The sequence below is a fragment of the Arthrobacter caoxuetaonis genome, from assembly GCF_023921125.1.
GTDB lineage: Bacteria > Actinomycetota > Actinomycetes > Actinomycetales > Micrococcaceae > Arthrobacter_B > Arthrobacter_B caoxuetaonis.
Map to the genome: position 1 here is coordinate 2982275 of NZ_CP099466.1, position 22853 is coordinate 3005127.

The 22853-nt window shown below is 66.7% G+C and carries 20 protein-coding genes; 5 read left to right on the forward strand and 15 right to left on the reverse strand.

Annotated features, from left to right (window positions below; genetic code table 11):
- Both NF551_RS13790 and NF551_RS13795 read right to left on the reverse strand, forming a co-directional pair.
- On the reverse strand, window positions 1-555 hold the full coding sequence (locus tag NF551_RS13790; RefSeq protein WP_227894097.1) for an ArsR/SmtB family transcription factor: 555 nt from the start codon (window positions 553-555) through the stop codon (window positions 1-3).
- Between the two features lie 61 nt (window positions 556-616).
- Complete coding sequence (locus NF551_RS13795; protein ID WP_227894096.1) at window positions 617-1825, reverse strand: acetoin utilization protein AcuC; 1209 nt, start codon at window positions 1823-1825, stop codon at window positions 617-619.
- A 109-nt stretch (window positions 1826-1934) separates the two neighbouring features.
- Here NF551_RS13795 and NF551_RS13800 point away from each other — a divergent pair, with 109 nt between their 5' ends.
- Both NF551_RS13800 and NF551_RS13805 read left to right on the forward strand, forming a co-directional pair.
- Window positions 1935-3344 carry a TrkH family potassium uptake protein gene (locus NF551_RS13800; protein ID WP_227894095.1) on the forward strand — a complete coding sequence of 470 codons (1410 nt, stop codon included), beginning with the start codon at window positions 1935-1937 and terminating at the stop codon, window positions 3342-3344.
- A complete protein-coding gene (locus NF551_RS13805) occupies window positions 3337-4005 on the forward strand; it encodes a potassium channel family protein (protein ID WP_227894094.1) in 669 nt (222 codons plus the stop codon). Before NF551_RS13800 ends, NF551_RS13805 begins: the two co-directional genes overlap by 8 nt.
- A gap of 15 nt (window positions 4006-4020) precedes the next feature.
- Here NF551_RS13805 and proC read toward each other — a convergent pair whose 3' ends face one another.
- From proC to NF551_RS13835, 6 genes are all read right to left on the reverse strand, one after another.
- Window positions 4021-4866, reverse strand: coding sequence for a pyrroline-5-carboxylate reductase (proC, locus tag NF551_RS13810; protein ID WP_227894093.1), 846 nt, complete (start codon window positions 4864-4866; stop codon window positions 4021-4023).
- 249 nt (window positions 4867-5115) lie between these two features.
- Window positions 5116-5949: a sugar phosphate isomerase/epimerase family protein gene (locus NF551_RS13815; protein WP_227894092.1), complete on the reverse strand. Its 834-nt coding sequence runs from the start codon at window positions 5947-5949 to the stop codon at window positions 5116-5118.
- Window positions 5946-6983, reverse strand: a complete 1038-nt coding sequence (locus tag NF551_RS13820; RefSeq protein ID WP_227894091.1) for a Ppx/GppA family phosphatase — start codon at window positions 6981-6983, stop codon at window positions 5946-5948. Before NF551_RS13820 ends, NF551_RS13815 begins: the two co-directional genes overlap by 4 nt.
- An 87-nt stretch (window positions 6984-7070) precedes the next feature.
- The gene (topA, locus tag NF551_RS13825) at window positions 7071-9791 is read right to left on the reverse strand and encodes a type I DNA topoisomerase (protein WP_227894090.1); all 2721 of its coding nucleotides are present in this window, start codon (window positions 9789-9791) and stop codon (window positions 7071-7073) included.
- Between the two features lie 159 nt (window positions 9792-9950).
- Window positions 9951-11624, reverse strand: a complete 1674-nt coding sequence (locus NF551_RS13830) for a DUF7059 domain-containing protein (protein WP_227894089.1) — start codon at window positions 11622-11624, stop codon at window positions 9951-9953.
- 59 nt (window positions 11625-11683) lie between these two features.
- Window positions 11684-13141: an MDR family MFS transporter gene (locus NF551_RS13835; protein WP_227894088.1), complete on the reverse strand. Its 1458-nt coding sequence runs from the start codon at window positions 13139-13141 to the stop codon at window positions 11684-11686.
- A 130-nt stretch (window positions 13142-13271) separates the two neighbouring features.
- Here NF551_RS13835 and NF551_RS13840 point away from each other — a divergent pair, with 130 nt between their 5' ends.
- The gene (locus NF551_RS13840; RefSeq protein ID WP_227894087.1) at window positions 13272-13871 is read left to right on the forward strand and encodes a TetR/AcrR family transcriptional regulator; all 600 of its coding nucleotides are present in this window, start codon (window positions 13272-13274) and stop codon (window positions 13869-13871) included.
- Between the two features lie 32 nt (window positions 13872-13903).
- Here NF551_RS13840 and NF551_RS13845 read toward each other — a convergent pair whose 3' ends face one another.
- Both NF551_RS13845 and trhO read right to left on the reverse strand, forming a co-directional pair.
- A complete protein-coding gene (locus tag NF551_RS13845) occupies window positions 13904-15718 on the reverse strand; it encodes an FAD-binding protein (RefSeq protein ID WP_227894086.1) in 1815 nt (604 codons plus the stop codon).
- 174 nt (window positions 15719-15892) lie between these two features.
- The gene (gene trhO, locus NF551_RS13850) at window positions 15893-16801 is read right to left on the reverse strand and encodes an oxygen-dependent tRNA uridine(34) hydroxylase TrhO (protein WP_227894085.1); all 909 of its coding nucleotides are present in this window, start codon (window positions 16799-16801) and stop codon (window positions 15893-15895) included.
- 83 nt (window positions 16802-16884) lie between these two features.
- On the opposite strand from trhO, the gene NF551_RS13855 reads away from it, so the two are divergent.
- Both NF551_RS13855 and NF551_RS13860 read left to right on the forward strand, forming a co-directional pair.
- Window positions 16885-17535, forward strand: coding sequence for a GNAT family N-acetyltransferase (locus tag NF551_RS13855; RefSeq protein WP_227894084.1), 651 nt, complete (start codon window positions 16885-16887; stop codon window positions 17533-17535).
- Between the two features lie 72 nt (window positions 17536-17607).
- Window positions 17608-20040: a DEAD/DEAH box helicase gene (locus NF551_RS13860; protein WP_227894083.1), complete on the forward strand. Its 2433-nt coding sequence runs from the start codon at window positions 17608-17610 to the stop codon at window positions 20038-20040.
- Here the strand turns inward: NF551_RS13860 and NF551_RS13865 are convergent.
- From NF551_RS13865 to NF551_RS13885, 5 genes are all read right to left on the reverse strand, one after another.
- A complete protein-coding gene (locus NF551_RS13865; protein ID WP_227894082.1) occupies window positions 20037-20384 on the reverse strand; it encodes an Rv3654c family TadE-like protein in 348 nt (115 codons plus the stop codon). The genes NF551_RS13860 and NF551_RS13865 overlap by 4 nt on opposite strands.
- Window positions 20385-20479: 95 nt before the next feature.
- Window positions 20480-20800 carry a TadE family type IV pilus minor pilin gene (locus NF551_RS13870; RefSeq protein WP_227894081.1) on the reverse strand — a complete coding sequence of 107 codons (321 nt, stop codon included), beginning with the start codon at window positions 20798-20800 and terminating at the stop codon, window positions 20480-20482.
- Window positions 20801-20883: 83 nt separating this feature from the next.
- Complete coding sequence (locus tag NF551_RS18975; protein WP_349293281.1) at window positions 20884-21237, reverse strand: DUF4244 domain-containing protein; 354 nt, start codon at window positions 21235-21237, stop codon at window positions 20884-20886.
- Between the two features lie 133 nt (window positions 21238-21370).
- Window positions 21371-21973 (reverse strand): type II secretion system F family protein, encoded by a 603-nt coding sequence (locus NF551_RS13880; protein WP_227894080.1) that lies wholly within the window; start codon window positions 21971-21973, stop codon window positions 21371-21373.
- 19 nt (window positions 21974-21992) lie between these two features.
- Window positions 21993-22796 (reverse strand): hypothetical protein, encoded by an 804-nt coding sequence (locus tag NF551_RS13885; RefSeq protein WP_227894079.1) that lies wholly within the window; start codon window positions 22794-22796, stop codon window positions 21993-21995.
- Window positions 22797-22853: the final 57 nt, after the last annotated feature.

The following is a 22853-nucleotide window of genomic DNA, read 5'->3' on the forward strand; positions in this document are numbered from 1 at the left end:
CTAGGGGCGACGGCGACGGAACTTGGGCAGTGAACCCAGCAGATCAGCGGCGCGTTCCGCGGCGCGGCCGACGGTGCGGCCAAGCTGCTGCTGGACGCTGGCGTCGGATGCCGAAAGGTGCTCGGCGGCCCCCGGCGGCAGCTGCGCTGCCACGGCAGCGGCAGCGGTTTGCCGGCCTGCCTCGGACGCTGGGCGTCCGGCAAACAGGGACCGGCCGCCGCGTGTTTCGGCTGTCTCCAGCCCGGCGGCGACGCCGGCCAGACGCGGAGTGGTGGGCTGGGCGGCGGTAAGTGATGGCAGATCAAATGCGCTTAGCCATAGTACTACTTCATCGAGGGGGGCCGTCTTCAGCGCGTAGTAACGGCGCTGGCCGTCAGCGCGCATGGTGACAAGGCCGGCCTCGCGCAGGACCTTCAGGTGCTTCGACACCGTGGGCTGGCTGACCTCCAGTTCTTCAACCAGCGTTCCAACGGATTTGTCCCCGCCACGGAGGGCACCGAGGATTTCACGCCGGGTGCCTTCCGCGATGACAGCGAATACATCGTCAATGACCATAGGCATTACCTTAGCGGTACATGCCCCCGGCGGCCTTCCCGCCATCGGGACGTGCAGCGGACTAGTCGAACCAGGGGTCCAGTCCGTGGAGCGGGAAGATCTCCTTGCGGGTGGCCATGACAGTCCGGTCAATGTCGTCATTGGGGTCGTAGCCGACTTCCCAGGACCGCCACCACATGTCCACGCCGTCCCCCATCGCCTGCGGGGTATCGATGCCGTGCCGTTCCCGGACGTAGTCGCGCCAGGCGGCCGGAACCGGCGTCGTCACCGGCATTCGGTGGTTCGCAGCCACTGCCAGCAGCAGGGCCCAGGACCGCGGAACCACACTCGCAACGTTGTAGCCGCCACCGCCGGTGGCTACCCAGCGGCCTTCGCTGAACTGGTCGGCCAGCCCGGAAATGCTCAGCGCTGCCTGCCGCTGGGTATCCACGGAAAGCCGCAGGTTGGACAGCGGGTCGTCCCGGTGTCCGTCGCAGCCGTGCTGGCTGATGATCACCTGCGGCTCAAAGGCACCGGTGAGCTGCGGGACGACGGCGTGGAAGGCCCGGAGCCAGCCGGCGTCCGAGGTGCCCGGCGGCAGGGCCACGTTCACCGCTGTGCCCGGCGCGTCCGGTCCCCCGGCTTCGTTGGCGAATCCCGTGCCCGGGAAAAGCGAAAGCCCTGTCTCGTGCAGGGAAATGGTCATGACGCGCGGGTCGTTCCAGAAGATCGACTGCGTGCCGTCACCGTGGTGCGCGTCGACGTCGATGTAGAGGACTCGGGTATAGCCGGCAGCAAGGAAACGGTCGACGGCGGCAGCGGCGTCGTTGTAGATGCAGAACCCGGAGGCCTTGCCGGCCGCGGCGTGGTGCATTCCTCCGCTGAAGTTCACTGCGTGCAGCGCTTCGCCGGACAGCACCGCTTCCGCCGCTGCCAGCGATCCTCCAAAGAGCCTGGCGCTGGCTTCGTGCATGCCCTCAAAGGCCGGGTCGTCTTCGGTACCCAGTCCCAGCGGTTCATTTACCTGCCCGGGATTCCGGCTGACGTCACGCACGGCGGCAACGTATTCGGGCAGATGGACCCGGGCCAGCTGGGAGTCGCTTGCGACGAACGAATCGGTCAGGCTCACCTGCGGGAGGTCGAAGATTCCCAGTTCCTTCGCGAGCCGGGCAGTGAGGTCCAGGCGGAGCGGACTCATGGGATGGTTTGGCCCAAAGTTGTAGCCCATCATCGACTCGTCCCACACGATGCGTGTTGGAATCGCGGGGAGGCTCAGCCCGGAAGTGGTCATGCTCACAGGCTACGCGATGCGGCCCCCGCGTCCCGCAACGCCGGCGGCAGGGTTAAGTGGTTTACTACCTATTCAGGACCACCGCGCACAGAACTGGACTTTTCTACCCATGGCATCCGATCCTCAGCTGACGCGGCAGACCAACCTGCGCCGCCCCCTCGGCTTGGTAGTTGCAGCCCGGGACTTCATAGACGCCGTGGCCAACTCGTCCCCGGCGCGGCTGGCCCTGATCGTCTTTTCCCTTGTCATCCTGTTGTTCACGGCCCTCCTGGCACTGCCCGTGGCGTCCTCCTCGGGGCAGGCCACCGCCCTGCATGATGCGTTGTTCACGGCTGTTTCGGCCGTCTGCGTCACCGGGCTGACCGTGGTGTCCACGGCAACCCACTGGTCCGCGTTCGGCCAGGTACTCATTCTGGTGGCTATCCAGGTGGGCGGCCTGGGCATCCTGACCATGGCTTCACTGCTGGCACTGGCCGTGAACCGGCGTCTGGGCCTGCGCGGCAAGCTGATCGCACAGGAAGGCATGAACACCGGCCGCCTGGGCGAGGTCGGCAACCTGCTGCGGATCGTTGTCAGCACCACGGTGCTGATTGAACTCGCGCTGGCCGCTGTGCTGGCACCCCGGTTCATGATCTTGGGCGAGTCACCGGGACAGGCGATTTGGCACGCCGTCTTTTACGCCGTCTCCTCCTTCAACAACGCCGGGTTCACGCCGCACTCGGACGGTTTGGTGCCGTACGAATATGACCTGTGGGTCCTGGTGCCGATCATGGTCGGCGTCTTCATTGGCAGCCTGGGCTTCCCGGTCATCATGGTCCTGCTGCAGAGCCGGCTGCGGGCCCGGGGTTGGAACCTGCACACCAAGCTCACGGTGCTGATGTCACTGATCCTGTTGGTTGCCGGCACGCTGCTCTGGGCGGTTTTCGAATGGTTCAACCAGCGCACCATTGCCGGGATGGGCGTCGGAGAGAAGATCCTGCACGCCCTGTTCGCCTCCGTGATGATGCGTTCGGGCGGCTTCAGCCTGGTGGACATGGCGGACCAGGACGCCTCCACCCTTCTCATCACGGACATGCTGATGTTCGCCGGCGGCGGCTCCGCATCGACGGCCGGCGGCATCAAGGTGACCACCATTGCCGTGATCTTCCTGGCCATCGTTGCCGAGGCCCGCGGTGACACGGACGTCCGCGCCTTCGGACGGAACATCCCGGCCGGTGCCCTGCGCGTGGCCATTTCCGTGGTGATCCTGGGCGCAACCATGGTGGCGATGGCTACCATCGGGCTGCTGGTCGTCACGGACGAAACCCTGCAGCCGGTACTGTTCGAAGTGATCTCTGCCTTCGCTACCGTAGGACTAAGTGTTGGGCTCAGTCCCGAGCTGCCGCCGTCTGGCAAGTACATCCTGGCCGGCCTGATGTTCGCCGGGCGCGTGGGCACCATCACCCTGGCCGCCGCCCTGGCGCTGCGGCAACGCAAGCCGTTGTACCACTACCCCGAGGAAAGGCCCATCATTGGCTGAGAGACCGCCGCACAACGCCCCCGTCCTGGTTATTGGGCTGGGACGCTTCGGTTCTGCCACCGCCGAGCAGCTGGTGAAGCAGGGCCGGGAAGTCCTGGCGATCGAGCGGGACCCGGACCTGGTGCAGAAGGCCTCGGGAAAGCTCACCCACGTGGTCCAGGCGGATGCGACCAACATTGACGCGCTGAAGCAGCTCGGCGCGCAGGACTTCTCCGCCGCCGTCGTGGGCGTGGGCACGTCAATCGAGTCCAGCGTGCTGATTACCGTGAACCTGGTGGATCTGGGCATCGAGCACCTGTGGGTCAAGGCGATCACGCCCGCCCACGGCAAGATCCTGACCCGGATCGGCGCCAACCACGTGATTTACCCGGAGGCCGATGCGGGCCAGCGGGCCGCACACCTGGTGGGCGGCCGGATGCTGGACTTCATCGAGTTCGACGACGACTTCGCAATTGTCAAGATGTACCCGCCCAAGGAGACCCAGGGATTCACCCTGCGCGAGTCCAACGTGCGGTCCAAATACGGGGTCACGATCGTCGGGGTGAAGTCCCCGGGCGAGGACTTCACCTACGCCCAGGCGGACACCCGGGTCTCCAGCCGGGACGTGCTGATCGTTTCCGGCCACGTGGACCTGCTGGAACGGTTCGCCTCGCGCCCCTAGCGGGCGGTCCCTCCGCTAGGAAGCGGCGTTCAACTCACCGGTGATTTCTGCAGAGCGTTCGGCGGCCGCGGCCATGCCGGCTGCAATGATGCCCGGCAGGTCCCGGTCCGCGAAGACTCCGATGGCCGCTTCCGTGGTCCCGTTGGGGCTGGTCACGGCCCTGCGGAGGGCCGCGGCGTCGGCTCCGGGTTCGGCCAGCATGGCGCCGGCGCCGGCCAGGGTTTCGGCGGCAAGCAGGACCGCCAGCTCCGGCTCGAGCCCCAGTTCCGCTCCGGCCTTCGCCATGGCTTCAGCAAGATAGAAAGCGTAAGCGGGTCCGGATCCGCTGACTGAACCTACGGCGTTGATCTGCTCTTCGGGAACCTGGACCACGCGCCCGGTTCCCGCCAGGAGCGAGCGCACCAGTTCCACGGACGCCGGTGCAGCCGCAGTTCCGGCGGACAGCGCGGTGACGCCCCGGCCCAGCTTGGCCGGAGTGTTGGGCATGGTGCGGATGACCTGGGCCCCGGCCGGCAGGGCGGCTTCCATCAATTCCAGCGGCACCGCGGCAGCAACGCTCACGACGACGGCGCCGGGCTTCAGCACCGGTCCCACCTCGGTGAGCATGGCACGCACGCCGGCGGGCTTGACCCCTACGATCAGCACGTCGGCTTCCGCTGCGGCGTTCCGGTTGGCGGCTTCGTCCTCCGAGCCTGCCAAGACGGTGATCCCATGGCGGACACGCAGTTCGGCGGCCCGTTCGGCGCGGCGGACGGTGGCAGTGACCCGGTCCTTGGGGAAGCCTCCGGCGAGGATGCCGCCGAGGATGGCTTCGTTCATGGAACCGCAGCCGAGGAATGAGATTCGGGGAGAAGTGGGCATGGCCCGATTCTTTCATGCCCTCCCCGCAGCCCCGAATACGCCTGATTCGGAGCTAATATCCAGCTTCCTCAATGCTCCTGCACATCGTCGGTGCCTATTGTGGGTACTGCCTCTTGGAGGTGCGAGTGATGAAGGGCCGGTTTTCCGGTCCTGTGGTGCCGGCGATTCGTGGATGTTCCCCCCAACCGTCCCGTTGCAATCGTCGGCACACACTCGTTTAACCGCCCGGTTCCGGGCTTCTTTCCGCCGTTATTCGTCCACGACCTGGTTCAGGTTTACCCGGGCGAACTCCAGCGTCTGGCGCAGCATTTCTTCCCGTTCGCCGGGCTCTTTGGCCTTGCGGGTGCTGACTTCAATGGCCACGGTCCCTGTGTACCCCGTCTCTGAAAGGTACTGCAGGGCTTCGGCGCAGCGCTGTGTCCCTTCCCCGGGGAGCAGGTGCTCATCCTTGCCGTTGGGCGTTCCGTCGGTCAGGTGGACATGGCTCAGCCGGGTCCCCAGCCTGCGGATCTCTTCGTAGGAGTCCATTCCCGCGATCGCAGCATGGGAGAAGTCCCAGGTCACATGCTCGTAGGGTTCCGGAAGCGGGTTCCAGTGGGGCAGGTACGCCTTGGCCTCCCGGCCGCGGACCCGCCACGGATACATGTTCTCCACCGCAATGGTGACGCCGTACTGCTCGGCAATGTGCCGCACGCCTTCAGCAAAGTTTCCGGCATAGCCGGTCTGCCAGCGGAACGGCGGGTGCGCCACCACGACGCTCGCCCCGACTTCGGCGGCCATCGCGGCGGAAAGCTCGATCTTGGTCCATGCTTTACCCCAGACCTGCTGTGTCAGCAGCAGGGTGGGAGCATGGATCGCGAGCACCGGCATCCGGTACCGCTCGATCAGGTCCTTCAGGGTCTCCGGATTCCGGCTGATCTGGCTGCCCGTGACCATCACCTCCACCCCGTCGTATCCGAGGTCGTGCGCCACCGCAAAAGTGTCATGGACAGAGAGCGGATAGACCGAGGAACTGGACAACGCCACCGGGATACGCGGCAGGTTGGAGGCGGGTTGGACAGGCTTTGGTGAGGTTAGGGTCATGTTGTGCTCGCACTTCCGTTCGATTCACCGGCAACAGCCAGGACCAGCGCCCCGGCCGGTTCCTGCGGGTATGTTTCAGGCCCGGCCGGCAGCGGGCCCGGGGTGTCGAAACGCAGCGTGTCGAACCGCTGCAGGATCAGCCCCTCGCGCAGCGCCCAGGGGCAGATGCGCAGGGACTTGAGATCAAACGCTTCCATGGCGGCCTCCGCGACCAGGGCTCCGGCCAGCAGCTGGGGAGCCCTCAGCGCCGAGACGCCGTCCAGCCGGGAAATGTCGGCAGCGCTCATCCCGGACAGCCGCTGGACAAGCTGGGAAAGGTCGCTGCGGCGCAGCTTCCGCTTGGCGTAGGGGCCGGCCGCCGAGGGTGCCGCGCCGCACACACGGGCCAGTGAGCGGAAAGTCTTCGAGGTTCCCGTCGCCACGTGCGGCGTTCCGTACGGGAGAAATTCCAGCAGCGCGTCCTGCACCGTGTCCCTGATGTAGGCCCGCAGGGCCGCCACGCGGCGGGGTGCGGGCGGGTCTGTCTGAAGCCAGTCCCGGGTGAGGCGTCCGGCTCCCAGCGGAACGGAGACGGCGACGTCGGGCAGTTCGTCCTGTCCCTGCGCCAGTTCGAAGGACCCGCCGCCAATGTCCAGGTCAAGCAGGCTGCCTGCACCCCAGCCGTACCAGCGCCTGGCGGCCAGGTAGGTCATGGAGGCTTCCTGCCGTCCGCTCAGCTCCCGAAGGGCGACGCCGGTCTGCTCCTCCACGTGTTCCAGCACCAAGGGCCCGTTTGCTGATTCCCGGATGGCTGAGGTGCTGAACGCGAGCAGGTCCTGGGCTCGGTGCCGGGCGGCGAACTCACGTGCCTCCAGCACGAATTCCACGAGGAGCCGCTGCCCCTCGTCCGTGATCGCGCCGTCGTCGTCCAGATGGGTCACCAGCTGCAGCGGCCGCTTGTGGGAGGCATACGGAACGGGCCGGGCACCGGGGTGCGCGTCCACCAGCAGCAGGTGGACGGTGTTTGAGCCGATATCCAGGACGCCTAGACGCATGGTTCCATTATCGCGCCGCTGTTGCCGCGCACGCGTTCCCGGCCCCGGGGAGGGGTCAGGAGGGCGTGCACGGCAGCGGGCACGTGCTTACTTCTTCGCTGCGGCGCGCTTGCGGACCGGCTTCTTGGCAGCCGGACCCTTTTCGCGCTTCTCGGCCAGGAGTTCCAGTGCCCGTTCCCGGGTCAGCTCCTCGATGGCCATGGACCGCGGAACCGTGATGTTGGTGATCCCGTCGGTGATGTACGGCCCGAACCGGCCGTCCTTCACGACTACGGGCTTCTCCGACACCGGATCGGTACCGAACTCCGCCAGCGGGGCAGCTGCCTGGCGTCCGCCGCGCTGCTTCGGCTGCGAGTAAATCTCCAGGGCCTGCTCAAGCGTGATGGTGAAGATTTCCTCTTCGGAGCCGATCGAGCGGGAGTCGGTGCCCTTCTTGAGGTAGGGACCGAACCGGCCGTTCTGCACCGTGATCTCATTGCCTTCGGCATCTGTCCCGAGCACGCGCGGAAGCCGCATCAGCTTCAGGGCTTCCTCCAGGGTGACCGTCTCAACGCTCATGGACTTGAAGAGCGAGCCGGTGCGCGGCTTGACCTTGACGGGCTTCTTGGGGGGCTTGGGCTTGCCGTTCTTGTAGTATTCCACCGGCTGGTTGGCCAGTTCCTCGGCCGTCATCTCCGGGATCAGTTCAATCACGTAGGGCCCGTAGCGGCCGTTGCGTGCCACAATCGTGCGGCCGGTTTCCGGATCTTCGCCCAGGACGCGTTCCTCGGGTCCGGCGCTGTTCATCAGCTCGAGCGCCTTCTCGGCGGTCAGCTCATCCGGAGCCAGGTCCTCAGGGACGTTGGCGCGGTCCGGCTCGGTGCCTTCCGGTGCATCCGCAGGCAGCGGGCGCTCCAGGTACGGGCCGAACTTGCCCACGCGCAGCACGATTCCGTCAGCAATCTCGATCGAGTTCACTGCCCTCGCATCGATTTCGCCGAGGTCGTTCACGATCGTGTGCAGGCCGGTTTCGACGCGGTCGCCGTAGTAGAACTGGTTCAGCCACTCCACGCGGCCGGCTTCGCCGCGGGCAATGCGGTCCAGGTCCTCTTCCATTTCCGCGGTGAAGTCGTAGTCCACGTAATCCGTGAAGTGCTCCTCCAGCAGGCGCACCACGGAGAACGCGATCCAGCTCGGAACCAGCGCCTGGCCGCGGGTGGTGACGTACCCGCGGTCCATGATGGTGGAGATGGTCGCTGCGTAGGTCGAAGGCCGTCCGATGCCGAGCTCTTCCAGCATCTTCACCAGCGAAGCTTCGGTGAAACGCGGCGGCGGGGACGTTTCATGGCCGCCGGCAGCCAGGTCGGCTGCGCTGAGCGGATCGTCCTTCTTCAGGATCGGCAGGCGCGAATCGTCGCTGCCGTCCTCCTCGTTGCGCGAAGCATCATGGCCCTCTTCGTAGGCAGCCATGAAGCCCCGGAAGGTGATGACCGTACCGCTGGCCGAGAACTCGGCGTCGCGCCCGTCCGCGGACACCGCACCCAGCTTGACCGACGCCGTCGAACCCTTGGCATCAGCCATCTGGGAGGCCACAGTGCGCTTCCAGATCAGCTCGTACAGCTTGAATTCGTCGCCGCGCAGCGAGGATGCCACCTGCGCCGGCGTGCGGAAGGAGTCACCGGCGGGGCGGATGGCCTCGTGGGCTTCCTGCGCGTTCTTGGACTTGCCCTTGTACACGCGGCGGGCTTCCGGCACGTATTCGGGTCCGTACAGTTCCGAGGCCTGACGGCGGGCGGCATTGATCGCCTGGTCCGAAAGGGCCGGCGAATCGGTACGCATATAGGTGATGTAGCCGTTTTCATACAGCCGCTGTGCCACCTGCATGGTCACGCGGGAGGAGAAACGCAGCTTGCGGCTGGCTTCCTGCTGCAGCGTGGAGGTGGTGAACGGCGCCGCCGGGCGGCGGGTGTACGGCTTGGTTTCCAGCGACCGGACGGTGAACGACGCATCCTGGAGGCCGGCTGCCAGGGAGACGGCGGCCGCTTCATCCAGGTGCGTGACAGTCTTGGACTTGAGCTCACCGCGGTCGGTGAAGTCCTTGCCGGTGGCGATCCGTGCACCGTCGACCGAGGTCAGGCGTGCCTTGAAGGTTTCCGAGGACGCCGTGGCGAAGGTGCCCAGCAGGTCCCAGTAGGAGGCGGAGCGGAAGGCCATGCGCTCGCGTTCGCGCTCGACCACCAGCCGGGTCGCGACGGACTGCACGCGGCCGGCGGAGAGTCCGCGGGCTACCTTGCGCCAGAGCACGGGAGAAATCTCGTACCCGTAGAGGCGGTCGAGGATGCGACGGGTTTCCTGCGCATCGACCATCGAGATGTCGACGTCGCGCATCTCCAGCAGGGCGCGCTGGATGGCTTCCTTGGTGATTTCGGGGAAGGTCAGGCGGTGCACCGGAACCTTGGGCTTGAGCACCTGGAGCAGGTGCCAGGCAATGGCTTCGCCTTCGCGGTCACCGTCAGTTGCGAGATAGAGCTCGTCGGCGTCCTTCAGGGCGGCCTTGAGCTCGGCGACCTTCTTCTTTTTATCCGTGGAGACCACGTAGTAGGGCTCGAAGTCCTTTTCGACGTCGACGGCGAACTTGCCCAGCGAGGACTTCTTCAGCTCAGCCGGGAGGTCAGACGGCTGGGGAAGGTCCCGGATATGGCCCATTGAGGCGGTCACCTCGAAGCCTTCACCAAGGTATCCGGCAATAGTCTTGCCCTTGGCCGGTGACTCGACAATTACCAGCTTCTTCTTCTTGCCGGTCGACTTGTCCGTTGCCTTAACTGGCACTGTTCTCCTACGTACGGGTGGATCATAAACGGGTGATGGACGGCGCAGGCGATTGGACCGCAGGCGTGCTCATCCTAAGACAGTATGGGGAATCCCCAAGCACTAGGGTAACCTCAACCGCGCCCCCGGGCTGACGAAAGCCCATATCAGTGGCCCATGCTACGCCTGGACGGGCAGCAGGAATCCGTCCAGCACCAGGTTGCGGACCTCGGCTTCCAGAGCCGGCGCAAACTCCGGATCGTCCCGGCCCAGCAGGGCACCCAGCGCACCGATGATCGCGCCGGCGGGCAAATCGCCGTCGCACGCCGAGACGAAGCCGGTGAGCTCCGTGCTCATCAGGTTGGTGCGGCGCAGGCCCGCTCCCTGGCGCAGCAGGATCACGCCGGGATGTTCGGCGCCGGGACGCTGATGGCGTTCCTCCGTGACGTCATCTGCCACCACCAGATGCTCAGCGGCGAGATCCGGATGGGCCTGGCTCCAGTCAAAGCGGTCGACGGCGGCAGCCAGGTGCGGTCCGATCGGGGCTTCCAGCGGATGGGTAATTTCCTCGAACCGGCGAAGCGGCGTGGCGCCGGGTTCCGCGCGGCGGCGCATCCAGACCGATCCGAAGCCGATTCCGGTGGTTCCTCGGGAGGCGAAATCGGCGAGGTAGGCGGCGTAGGACGCGGCGTAGTCCTTGCGGTCGCGGTTCTCTGCTGCGTCGCGGAGCCACATTTCGGCATATTCCGCGGGGCTGAGGACTTCGCGCTGGATGACCCAGGCGTCCATGGACTCCGGCAGCCAGGAACGAAGCCTGGCGCTCCAGCCGGTTTCGTTTTCCTCGCCGTGTTCCGCGTCGCCGGGCTCCTGGATCTCCCAGTTGCCGAGCAGCTGCGCTGTTCCGCCGGGCGCCAGGACACTCTCGAGGTTGCGGAACAGGCCGGACACTATGGCGTCACCGGGCAGTCCGCCGTCGCGGTAGGTGAAACGTTCCTCCGGAGTTTCCTCCGCGGAGCGCGGGGTAATGACGAACGGCGGGTTCGTGACCACCAGGTCGAACTGTTCCCCGGTCACCGGTTCGAGCATGCTGCCCAGCCGCAGGTCGACCCTGTCTTCCGGACGGGCCGGGTCGATGCCCAGTGCCGCGGCGTTCAGCAGGAGGTTGAACCGGGTGAAGGCCAGGGCCCGTTCGGAAATGTCCGTCGCTGTGACGTGCTGCGCGTGGCTGAGCAGGTGGAAGACCTGGATGCCGCAGCCGGTGCCCAGATCCAGTGCCCTGTCGGCCGGGCGGCGGACGGTCAGCTGGGCCAGGGAAAGCGAGGCCTGTCCGATGCCCAGCACGTGGTCATGCGGCAGCACGCCGGGGCGCTGGTGGGAACCGAGGTCGCTGGCGACCCACAGCAGGGTTGCGGGCAGCGCCTCCGGCCTTCCGTCGCCGTTGCCGCCGTCGGACACAGGTGGTGCATCAAAGGAATAGGGGCGCAGGTCCACCGCGGCGCGAACCCGGTCCGGGTTCTCCGGGTCGTCCTCGATGAGGCCGAGGCTCCGCAGGCCTGCGGAGCCGGTCCGGGGGAAAGCCTTCTCCAGGAGTGCCGCAGGCAGGGACTCCCCCACCAGCCACAGCGCCACGGCCGCCGCAACAGGTTCGGGTGCCGCGGCGTCGAACGCTGCCTGGCAGGCAAGCATTGCCGGCACCACCTGGTCCCTGCCCAGCGCCGCACCGGCCTCCCCGCCCAGGAAGGCGGCGACGCCGTCGACCGTGTAGCCGGCATCGGCAAGGTCGGCAGCGAGGCCGCCCAGCAGCTGGAGGTTGGAACTTTGCGGTGCGCCCGGGACACGGGAGAAGTCAGTCACCAATCCAGTCTAGGTTCCGGTGCACCTGCCCCTTCCCCCGCACCGCCTCCCCCCCCTGGTCAGGCGCGGCGGGGGATCTTGATGAAGGGCGCCAGCACCAGTCCGGCCGTGGCCAGGAGCGCTCCGATGATGAAGGCGGTGTGTGCGCCGGAGAACAACGAATCCAGCAGGGCCGAGCCTTCGCCGAGCTTCGCAGCGGAAAGCATGGACAGGACCGTGACGAAGATGGTGGTGCCGATCGCGCCGCCAAGCTGCTGTCCGGTGTTGAAGATCGCCGAGCCGTGGCCGTAGAGCCGGGGATCGACCGTCGCCAGGGCCGCGGAGAGAAGCCCGGTCATCAGCATGGCCAGTCCGATGCTGAAGACAATGTGGGCCGCCGTGAACGCCCAGAGCGGGGACTCCGCAGTGAGGAACACGTAGAGCCACTGCCCCAGTGCCAGCATGGCGGCACCCGGGATGAGGACCGGGCGCGGGCCAAACTTGTCAAAAACCCGGCCGAAGACGGGTCCGACGGCGGCCTGCACCAGTCCGCCGGGCAGGAGCATCATGCCGATGGTCAGGGTGTCCAGGCCGCGGCCGGTCTGGAGCATGATCGGCACTATCATCACGGTTCCCAGCAGGGTGCCCATGGCGATCATGATCATCACGACGCTGAGGCTGAAGTTCCGGTTCCGGAACGGTGCCAGGTTCAGCAGTTCCCTGCCGGTCCGGGCAAGGGTGATTTGCCGTTTGATGAACAGGGCCAGGGATCCGGCACCGACGACGACGCTGGCTCCGACCAGGAGGAGGTTCTCCGACGCGTGTTCCAGGCTGGAAATCGCGTAGACCAGGAACCCAAAGGCCAGGGCGGAGAGAATCACCGAGGGAACGTCCAGCGGCAGCTTGCGGGTGGCGGAGGGGATCTTGATGAAGATGATTCCCAGGACGAGGATCACCAGGGCGATCGGCGTCATCAGCACGAAGATCCAGTGCCAGCTCAGGGCATTGACCACTGCACCGGACACAGTGGGTCCGACGGCCGGCCCCACCGAAATGACGATGGAGTTCAGCCCCATGATGGCACCGCGCTTGTGCATGGGCACCAGCGTCAGCGTGGTGGTCATCAGCAGCGGCAGCACGATCGCCGTGCCCACGGCCTGAATAATCCGGGCGATCAGCAGGACAGCGAAGCTCGGCGCAAAGACTGCGAGTACCGTGCCGACCAGGAAGCTGGCCAGGGCAAAGATAAACAGGCTGCGGGTGGTGAAGCGCTGGAGCAGGAATCCGGTGGCGGGGATGACCACGGAGACGGTCAGCAGGAATCCGGTGGTGAGCCACTGCCCTGCTGCGGCGGAAACGTCCAGATCCGCCATGATCGAGGGCAGGGCCACGGTCAGGACTGTTTCATTCAGGATCATCAGGAACGCGGCCAGGGCCAGTGCTCCGATGATGCCTGTCAGCTGTTTGGTGGACAGTGCCGGACGGGGCGGTGCAGCGGTCTGCCCCTGGTGCTCGGCTGTGGTGCTTTCGTGACTCAAGGATTCCTCGGTTTCTGTCGGACTCGAACCGGAAAATACTGTCACAGACTGACAGATTTTTCTAACCGAAGTGGCATACTGTGACAGAAGACAAGCCGCTCGCGGACACTCCAACGGAAGCTGGGACAGCGTGGGAAAAAGGGAAGACCACAAGGCCGCAACCAGACGGGACATCCAGCTGGCAACCCTGGACCTGCTGGAGACAGCGGGGATCGAGACCACGACGGTGGCCCGCATTGCGGAACGGGCCGGAATCTCCGAGCGGACCTTCTTCCGCTACTACGACTCGAAGGAATCCGCCGCGGTGCCGGGCCAGAGCGAACTGCTGGACGCACTCCTCTCCCGGGAGCTCCAGCCTTCCCTGTCCCCGGCTGAGATTCTGCGAGAGCTGATCGATGCCTGCCGGGAACAGTTCGCCTATGAGGTTGAACAGGTGGAGTTCAAACGGATTTCGAGGCTGCTGCTGCACGAACCCAGGCTGCTGCAGGCGGTCTCCCGTCAGGAAATACACCTGGTGAATGTGCTGAGCGGCGCGCTGGCCGAACGGGGCCTGCTCCCCCGGATGCAGGCACAAATCGTGGCGGAGCTGATTACCTGCACCTGGCGGATTGCCTGGCAGTGCTTTGCCCTGGAGGAAACCGCCGGCCGTGCCTCGAATCCTGCGGAGCTGTTCGAGCAGGCAGTATCCAGCCTGGCGGAAGTCACCGCCCCGGCTGCGTTCAGCGCTTAGCAGGACTCGGCTGCCGGGGCGGAGGCCCGGCTTTAGCCGACGGGTTCCGTCAGGGTTTCGCGTTCCGCCCCACCCAGTCCGGCAGCCTGCTGTGCTGCCGCGTGCCGCGCCGCCCGGTAGCCGAAGACCATGGCCGGGGCGATCGTGGACCCGGCGCCGGGATAGGTGCGGCCCATCACCGATGCCGTGGTGTTACCCGCGGCATAGAGCCCGGGAATCAGGCTTCCGTCTTCCCGAAGCACCCTCGCCTCTTCATCGGTCAGCAGGCCGCCCTTGGTGCCCAGGTCTCCGGGGTAGAGCCGGATGGCGTAGAAGGGACCCTTTTCCAGCGGGCCGAGGTTCGGGTTCGGCTTGACCCGCGGATCGCCGTAGTAGTTGTCATACGCGGTGGCGCCCCGGTTGAAATCCTCATCCACCCCGGTGCGCGCGAATCCGTTGAAGCGCTGCACGGTGTCCTCCAGCGCTCCCTGCGGCAGGCCCATCTGCTCAGCCAGCCCGGTCAGTGTGTCAGCGCGCAGCAGCAGGCCCGCCCGCCTCCACTTCTTTCGCCCGGACACGAGGGACGCGTTCAGGTAGCGCTGGGTATGCCGGACGTCGGTGACCAGCCAGCTGGGCACTGAAGGCGCTTTGGCCTGGCGTTCGAGCATGTGGTGGCCGAAGTCCACGTAGGACTCGGACTCGTTGAGGTACCGGTTGCCTTCCCCGTCCACCACCAGGGAGAACGGCATGGACCTCTCGGCCAGCGTGAAGGTGACCCTGCCTGTCGGACCGACTGTCGATGGTCCCCACCAGGCGTCGTCCATCAGCGCCAGGCCTCCGCCGAGCTGGCTGACCATATCGATCACCGTGCCCTGGTCGCCGTCGGGCGCTGAAGAGTACTCCCGTTCCAACCCGTGGTATTTCTTCCGCCACTCGGCGTTCCGCGCGAAGCCGCCCGCACCGAGAATCACCCCGGAACGCGCCCGGATCCGCACCGGCTTCCCGCCGCGGGTGACGACGGCGCCGATCACGGCTCCGTCCTCATCCTGGATCAGGTCCGTCAGCGGGGAGGAGAGCCAGACCGGGGTCTGCTGGTTGCGGACTATGTACATCAGGGACGACGTCAAGGCGCCGCCGGTACCGAACAGCCGCTTGCCGGCGAGCAGTCCGCCGAGGGTGCGGAACACAAAGCGGGCCCCGCGGACAAAGCCGCCGGGCGTGGACCAGGCACGGGAAATCTCCCAGACGTCGTCTGTCGTCAGCGGAACCGGCATCCCCTGCGATTTCGCCCTCGCCTTGTTGAACCACGGGCCGAGCAGGCGGGTGTCGAACGGTTTCACTTCGAGGGAGCGGCCAATCATTCCGCCGGGACGGTCCGGATAGTAGTCGGGGTAGTCTTTCGACCTCATCCACTGCACCCCCAGCCCGCCCAGGAAATCCACCAGTTCCGGAACGGTTCGCAGGAATGCCACCTTGCGTTCCCGGGAGGAGGCCGGGCCGACGTCCCCGATGACCTCTTCCATGTAGGTCAGTGCCTTCTTCTCACTGTCGCTGACGCCGTCGGCGCGCATGAGCGGATTGTTCGGCATCCACAGTCCGCCGCCCGAAATCGCCGTTGTCCCGCCCCAGAATTCGGTACTTTCCACAACCAGGACATCCTGTCCGGCGTCCGCAGCGGTTATGGCCGCGGTCAGCGCCGCACCGCCGCTTCCCACGACCAGGACATCCGTGATCCGGTCCCATCCGGCGCCGGCGTCTTTGCCTGCCTGATGTTTGGCCGGCTGCGCTGCCGGTGTTCCGGGTACCTGAGGCATGCCGGCAGGCATGCCTTGTGCGGCTGAGGTGCCGCTCGCTTCTGTGCTTTCCATCCCCAGTGCCTTTCCGCGGCCCTGCCCGTCAGGGGCAGGGACGAACCGTGTCCGGCCGGTCGGCCGTGCGCGGGAGCGTACCAGCCGCAGGAGCGTTTGGGGACGGGAAGGCGCCCGGCGGCGGATAACCGTCAGGCGGGGCTTCGGCGGGGTGCCGCAGCAGGTGCGGCAGTGCTACTGTGCGCCGTCCTGGTCCGCACAGCCGTCAGGGCAGCGGAGGGTGGAAGGGTCCGCAGCGCACTCGGCGCAGTACAGCGTGAGCTTGCGGCAGGACGGGTTGGAGCAGTTCTCGAACTTGCTGGTCGGAGCCTGGCAGCGGACGCATTGTCCGATCGTGGCGGCGTCGTCAGTGAACTCCATGTGCATCCGCTTGTCGAAGACATACAGCGAGCCCTCCCACAGGCCCTTGTCCCCGAAGGTCTCCCCGTAGCGGACGATTCCGCCCTTCATCTGGTAGACCTCCTGGAACCCGCGGTTCACCATGAGCGCGGAAAGCACTTCGCAGCGCACGCCGCCGGTGCAGTACGTGACCACGGGCTTGTCCTTGAGGTCGTCGTACTTGCCCGACTCCAGTTCCTTGATGAAGTCATGGGTGGTGGTGACGTCCGGAACCACGGCACCCTTGAACTTGCCGATCTGGGCTTCGAAGGCATTGCGCCCGTCGAAGAAGACGACTTCCTCGCCCTGGGCCTTCTTCTGCTCCACCAGGCTGTGCAGCTCTTCGGGCCGCAGGTGCGTGCCGCCGCCCACAACACCGTTTTCGTCGACCTTGAGCTCACCGGGAGCGCCGAAGCTCACGATCTCGGGACGGACCTTCACGCTCAGCCGCGGGAAGTCGTCCGCCGAGCCCTCGGAATACTTGATGTCCATCTTCTTGAAGGCGGGGTATTCCCTGGTTGCCTTCACGTAGGCCTTGACGGCGCCCAGGTCCCCGCCAACGGTTCCGTTGATGCCGTCCTTGGAGACCAGGATCCGCCCGCGCAGGCCCAGTTTTTCGCACAGGGTCCGCTGCCAGAGGCGGATGGCCTCCGGGTCGGAGAGAGGGGTGAAAGCGTAGTAGAGAGCAATTCGGTTAACAGCCACGTCTTAAGGGTAGACCGGCGGGGGAAATCCTTATTTTGTGTTCAGCCCTGCCGCCGGCTGGGGCTGCGGGCTAATGTTCATTCATGAACGCGCTAACCGACGAACTCCTGGACACCTGGTTCACTGGGTGGGCCCTTGCCCGCGGTTACCAGACGCGCCGCGAGGGCCGGTTTCCTGCGGCTTTCCTGCACGACAAAACCAATAACTGGGAGTATTTCGCGCTGGAGCCTTCGCAGGACGAATTTGCGGCTCTGGCTTCCTCGGCGCGGCAGGGTGCGGGACGGCTGTTCACCATCGTCACCTCGCGGATCGGCGAGTTCAACGGCGCGGCCAACGTCTACGGGCTGTCGGTCAGGTCCACCGATGAAGTGTTCATGGTGCTGGACATGGACGGGCAGGACATCGAGGACCCGCTTCCTCCGGACGGATTCGAGGCCGAGACGTTCCGGCGCGGCACCGGGGGGAAGGTGCTCGTCACCCTGGACGGCGGACCTGCCGCCCTCGGCCACGTTGCGGTGGTGGACGGGTACGCGGTCTACGACCAGATCGCCACGGAACCGGACTTCCGCCGCCGCGGACTGGGCAGCTACGTGATGCGGGCCCTGACCGCAGTCGCCCTGGAACACGACGCCGAGACCGGGCTGCTCATCTCACCGGAAACAGGGCTGGAACTGTACCGCTACCTGGGCTGGGATTCGCTGGCCAGCGTGATGATGTTCGAACCACGGCTGTAGCTGATTTCGCCTGCCGCGGACCCCGTGCCGTCCGGGTCCCGGTCCCGGGTACACCGGTGGGAGAATGGCCGCGTGGCCTTACATGATTCCCTGATCCCGCTGCTGGGCGGCGGTGCCGAACCGGAGCAGCTGGTCCACGTCCACGAGATTCCGGCCCGGCAGGCCCAGACGGTGCCGTGGCCCCAATGGGTCCACCCCGATGTGATCTCGGCCTACGAGCGGCTCGGTGTCCACCTTCCCTGGCGGCACCAGGCGGAGGCAGCGGAGTCTGCCCACTCCGGCAGGCACACGATCATCTCCACCGGCACGGCCTCGGGAAAGTCACTGGCCTACCAGCTCCCGGTGCTGGACGAGATTCACCGCACCGCCCTGGACGACCGGATCAGCCTGGAGCCCACCGGCTCTGTGGCGCTATACCTTTCACCCACGAAGGCGCTCGCCGCCGACCAGCTTGCCGCCCTGAACGCGCTTCACCTCCCCACGCTCAGGGCAGAAACGTACGACGGCGACACGGACCCGGGGGCCCGGCGCTGGATCCGGGACCACGCGAACATGGTGCTGGCCAACCCCGACATGCTGCACTTCGGCGTGCTGCCCAACCACACCTGGTGGGCACGGTTCTTCCGGCGCCTGAAGTACGTCATCATCGATGAGGCCCACAGCTACCGTGGCGTTTTCGGGTCGAACGTGGCGAACCTGATGCGGCGGCTGCGCCGGATCTGCGCCTACTACGGTGCCGATCCGGTGTTTATTGGCGCCTCCGCCACCTCGGCGGACCCCGCCCAGTCCTTTGGGCGGCTCATCGGCGGGGACGTCCACGCCGTGACCCATGACTATTCTCCGCACGGCGCAACCACCGTGGCACTCTGGGAACCGCAGCTGACCGAGCTGAAAGGCGAGAACGGAGCCCGCGAGCGCCGGACGGTCATCGCCGAAACCTCCGACCTGCTGGCGAACCTGGTCTCGGCCCAGGTACGCACCATCGCATTCATCAAATCCCGCCGCGGCGCTGAGGCGATCGCCACGATCACCCGCCGGCTGCTGGACGAGGTCCATCCGTCGCTGCCGGGGAGGGTGGCGGCCTACCGGTCCGGATATCTCCCGGAGGAACGTCGCGAGCTGGAGAACCAGCTGCGCAGCGGAGCGCTGCTGGGCATTGCCAGTACCTCGGCACTGGAGCTGGGGATCGACATTTCCGGCCTCGACGCCGTTCTGGTGGCCGGCTGGCCGGGAACCCGTGCGTCCCTGTTCCAGCAGATCGGCCGGGCCGGGCGGTCGGGGCAGGATGCCCTGGCGGCCTTCGTTGCCAGCGATGACCCGCTGGACACCTATCTGGTCCATCACCCTGAGGCCATCTTCGACATCTCCGTGGAAGCCACCGTCTTCGATCCTTCCAATCCTTATGTCCTGGGGCCGCACCTGTGTGCGGCGGCTGCGGAACTGCCGCTGACTCCGGACGAGCGCGGCCTCTTCGGTCCCACCGCAGCAGGGCTGCTGGACTCCCTGGTGGCGCAGGGGTATCTCCGGCGCCGTCCGGCCGGCTGGTTCTGGACCCATGCAGAGAGTGCTGCCTCCATGGTGAACCTGCGTGCTGCCGGTGCCGGACCCATCAACATTGTTGAATCGGAAACCGGCACCCTGCTGGGCACCATGGACGGCGCGCAAAGCCAGTACCAGGCGCACACCGGAGCCGTGTACGTGCATCAGGGCCAGACGTTCCTGGTGGATGAACTCAATGAGGCCGACCACTGCGCCATGGTGACCCGGGCCAACCCGGAGTTCTACACCCAGGCCCGGGACATCACCCAGATCGACGTCATGGAAGCCGAGCGCACGTCCCAATGGGGAGAAGTGACCGTCTGCTTCGGCACGGTGAAGGTCACCACCCAGGTGGTCTCCTTCCAGCGCAAGGCCCTGGTCTCGAACGAGATCCTGGGCGAGGAGCCGCTGGACCTTGAGGCCAAGGAGCTGTTCACCAAGGCTGTCTGGTTCATCATCGACGAGAAGCTTCTTCTGGGTGCCGGGCTGGCCGCCGCAGACTTCCCCGGCTCGCTGCACGCTGCTGAGCATGCTTCCATTGGCATGCTCCCCTTGGTCGCCACGTCGGACCGCTGGGATATCGGCGGCGTTTCCACTGCCCTGCATGCAGACACCGGCAAGCCGACCATCTTCGTTTACGACGGCCATCCCGGAGGGGCGGGCTTCGCCGAGCGCGCCTACGAAGCTGCGACCGTCTGGCTGACGGCCACCCGGGACGCCATCCGGTCCTGTGAGTGCGACGGCGGCTGCCCCTCGTGTGTGCAGTCCCCCAAGTGCGGCAACAAGAACAACCCGCTGGACAAGAAGGGCGCCGTCACCCTGATCGACGTGCTGCTGGACAGCGCGCCGGACGGTTCGGATGGCTCGGACAGTTCGGACGGAACGGACCGTTCGGACGGAACGGTCCGCTCAGCCGGTCCGGATGGAAACCGGGTATCCGCCGGCTCGGCTGCTGAGCTCCGCTAGCCGCCCGGCGGACCAGCCCGGGCACGGGCAGACGGCGGCCACGGCAGGAATTTGCCGGCACGCGACTGCACATGGACAGTGACTGTCTGGGCGGCCAGGTCCGTGGCGCACGATGCCAGCTCAGCGGCATTCCGCCCGGCCACCTCCCCGGCAACGGTGCAGGGATCCCCCGTCCGCAATCCCCTCAACGTGTCAGCCGCGGCCAAAGCCGCCAGATCTGCTGCTGCTCCGGCGCGGGCAGCTCCCACCGTTGCCTGCACGAGCAGCAGCACCGCCAGGATGACCGCAATCAGGCTGAGCGCGATGGCCAATACCAGGACTGTTCCCGATCCTGCTTCTGGCAAGGCAGCCCGCGCGGGCTGCGTACCCCCGCAGCGGCGTGGACCAGAGCACGGGTCACCCACAGAACCTCTGCTTCTTCGGTTCGCGCGCATCCGTGTCATGGAGGCTCCTCCGGCAGTGCCGCGGCCTGCGCGGAGAGGGTGATGGGAAGGTGCTCCAGCAGCGGTGCCTTCAACCCGGATTCCACCCGGACCATCACCCACTCCCCCTCCGCGGCCAGACTCAGAACTGCGTCGGATCCAGCCAGCCGGGCAACGGTTCCGGACGCAGCATCAGCCTCGCCGCGCATGACCTGCCTGGCCGCCGCGCGTGCCGCTTCCTCCAACCGAAGCTGGGTGATCCCTGCTGCCGCCCCGGTAAGCAGCCCTGCCAGCACCACAACGGCCGCCGGCAGCGCCACGGCCAGTTCCGCCGTCACCGCTCCGTGTTCCGGCGACCGGGCTGCGGCACTGCTGCCAGCGCTCGCTCGTCCCAGCCGCCGGGGGTCCCCCGGCTGCCGGATCATCCGAAACTCAGTGCCGCCCGGATCAGCGACATCAGCAGCTCACGGACATCGCCGCTGCCCAAGACGGCGGCGAGGAGCGCCGCGAATGCCACTGCAGCCAGGGTGGCAATGGCGTATTCGGCAGTGGCCATGCCAGCCTCCGGCTCATGAACGGCCGGCAGCTGCCTGCGCTTGGTTCGTATGTCCGTGACCGAGGCGGGCCGGCCGTGATCCGGCTCCGGTTCGCGGTTTGGAACGCGAGTCTCCGGCAGGTCACCTTGCCCGGGCGCCGCTCCGGGGAGCGTTGCCTGGCGGGGCACAGGTGCCGTGCTTTGTGGCGCAAGTGTTTTAGCTGCATGCATTGAGGACATTTTCACTCCTTGTAGGTACCTGCTGGCTTTGTGTCTGCCTGATTGATTCTTCGCCAGTCTCTCGCCCCGGGGTTTGCCCTGGTCCCCGTTCTGGACAAGGCTTCCCGCCCCTGCACTTGTGGAGGAAGAAGGGTCAGAAAGCGGGCAGCAGAGTGAGCACCAGCGGCACCACGGCCAGGCAGATAAACGCCGGGAGGGCACACAGCCCCAGCGGAAGGACCAGCTGAACTCCGAGCGCTGCGGCCCGGCGTTCAGCTTCCCGGGAACGACGGCGGCGGATCTGGGCTGCCTGGGCATGCAGGATGGCGGCGGAGGGTGCACCACTCGTCGCAGCAAACCCCAGGGAGCTCCTGAGCGCGCCTGCGCTGCTCCTGGCTTCTTCCGAGGCTTCGCCGTCGAGGGCCAGCTCCCATGCTGCCGCCCACGGGGCGCCGAGTTCCACTGCCGTCACCAGGCGGCGCAGCATCCGCGCCGTGTGCGGATCCGCCGACCCGGCGATAATCCGCAGGGCTGACGGCAACGGGCGTCCGGCGGTGAGCATGGCCCCCGCAAGATCCAGGATCAAAGCCGGGTCGCTGCTGACGGCACTGCGGTAGGTGCGCTGGAGCGGTTGGGCCTGCGGTCCCGGGACGCCGCCGGGCCTGTCCCGCGCAGTGCCGGCTCCGCTGTGCCGTGCCGGCCAAAAAAAGACAGCCGCGGAAACGCCCAGCAGCAGGCCCACGATGATGCCGGTCAATGCGGGGTCCGCGGGATCATCAGCGTCCGCCTGCGCTTCCCGCCGCACGGCGCACCAGTGCCATCGACCAGGCCCTTGCGCCCAGCGCCAGCCCCAGACCGGTTACCGCGGTGGCCCATCCCAGCGGCCCGCCCGCCAAGACGGCCAGGGGGTTGCCACCGAGGAGATACCCCATCAGGAGCCCTGCGGCTGGAAGCCAGGTCAGCAGCTTCATCGTCGCTTTCGGACCAGACATCGCCGTGGCACGCGCTGCCGTGGAGTCCAGGGCGGCCTCCAGTTCCCGGCCGTACCGGGCGAGTATGCCGGCCAGCGGAGCGCCGCTGCGTTCCGACGCGTCTACGCAGGCCGCCAGGTCCTGCCAGACCATAGCCACGAAAGGATCTCCCGCCGCCGCTTGCTCAGCGGCCCGCTGGAAAACGGGAACCGGGCTCATGCCCAGGGCCGCCGCACGGGCAGCGGCTTCTAGAATCAACGGGGATGGGCTGTCTTCCCCGTCGATGAGCTCATCCTGCCTGCTCAGGCGTGCAGCGTCCGACCACAGTTCCCTCGGAGTCCGGCCCGCTGACAGCAGGCCCGCGAGCTGCTGGACCAGAAGCGGGAACCGGTGCAGCTCGTCGTCCCGCGACTCTCTGAGCCGACGGATCTTCGTACGGAAACGGGACCCCTGACGAGGTTTTTGCTTCCACCCAGCGCTGCGCTGCTTAGTCCCCTGGCTCGGCGGAAGGGCATCCGCTGGCCGGTGCTTTCCCGGCAGCCTGGCGGCGTCCCCCGCCAGCAGGATCCCCGCGAGCGCGAGCAGGGCTCCCACCGTCCACCCGGTCATCCCCTCATCTCCCGGCACCCGCTAAACCGCACCCATCCGTGGGCAGGGACCGGAACA

Excerpts from the sequence above, each read along its gene's own strand:
- NF551_RS13855 (WP_227894084.1), top strand. The coding sequence starts at position 16,885 with ATGAACGCGCTAACCGACGAACTCCTGGACACCTGGTTCACTGGGTGG.
- NF551_RS13795 (WP_227894096.1), bottom strand. The coding sequence starts at position 1,825 with ATGACCACTTCCGGGCTGAGCCTCCCCGCGATTCCAACACGCATCGTG.
- proC (WP_227894093.1), bottom strand. The coding sequence starts at position 4,866 with ATGCCCACTTCTCCCCGAATCTCATTCCTCGGCTGCGGTTCCATGAAC.
- NF551_RS13820 (WP_227894091.1), bottom strand. The coding sequence starts at position 6,983 with ATGCGTCTAGGCGTCCTGGATATCGGCTCAAACACCGTCCACCTGCTG.
- NF551_RS18975 (WP_349293281.1), bottom strand. The coding sequence starts at position 21,237 with ATGTCCTCAATGCATGCAGCTAAAACACTTGCGCCACAAAGCACGGCA.
- NF551_RS13790 (WP_227894097.1), bottom strand. The coding sequence starts at position 555 with ATGGTCATTGACGATGTATTCGCTGTCATCGCGGAAGGCACCCGGCGT.
- NF551_RS13885 (WP_227894079.1), bottom strand. The coding sequence starts at position 22,796 with ATGACCGGGTGGACGGTGGGAGCCCTGCTCGCGCTCGCGGGGATCCTG.
- NF551_RS13800 (WP_227894095.1), top strand. The coding sequence starts at position 1,935 with ATGGCATCCGATCCTCAGCTGACGCGGCAGACCAACCTGCGCCGCCCC.
- NF551_RS13845 (WP_227894086.1), bottom strand. The coding sequence starts at position 15,718 with ATGGAAAGCACAGAAGCGAGCGGCACCTCAGCCGCACAAGGCATGCCT.
- NF551_RS13815 (WP_227894092.1), bottom strand. The coding sequence starts at position 5,949 with ATGACCCTAACCTCACCAAAGCCTGTCCAACCCGCCTCCAACCTGCCG.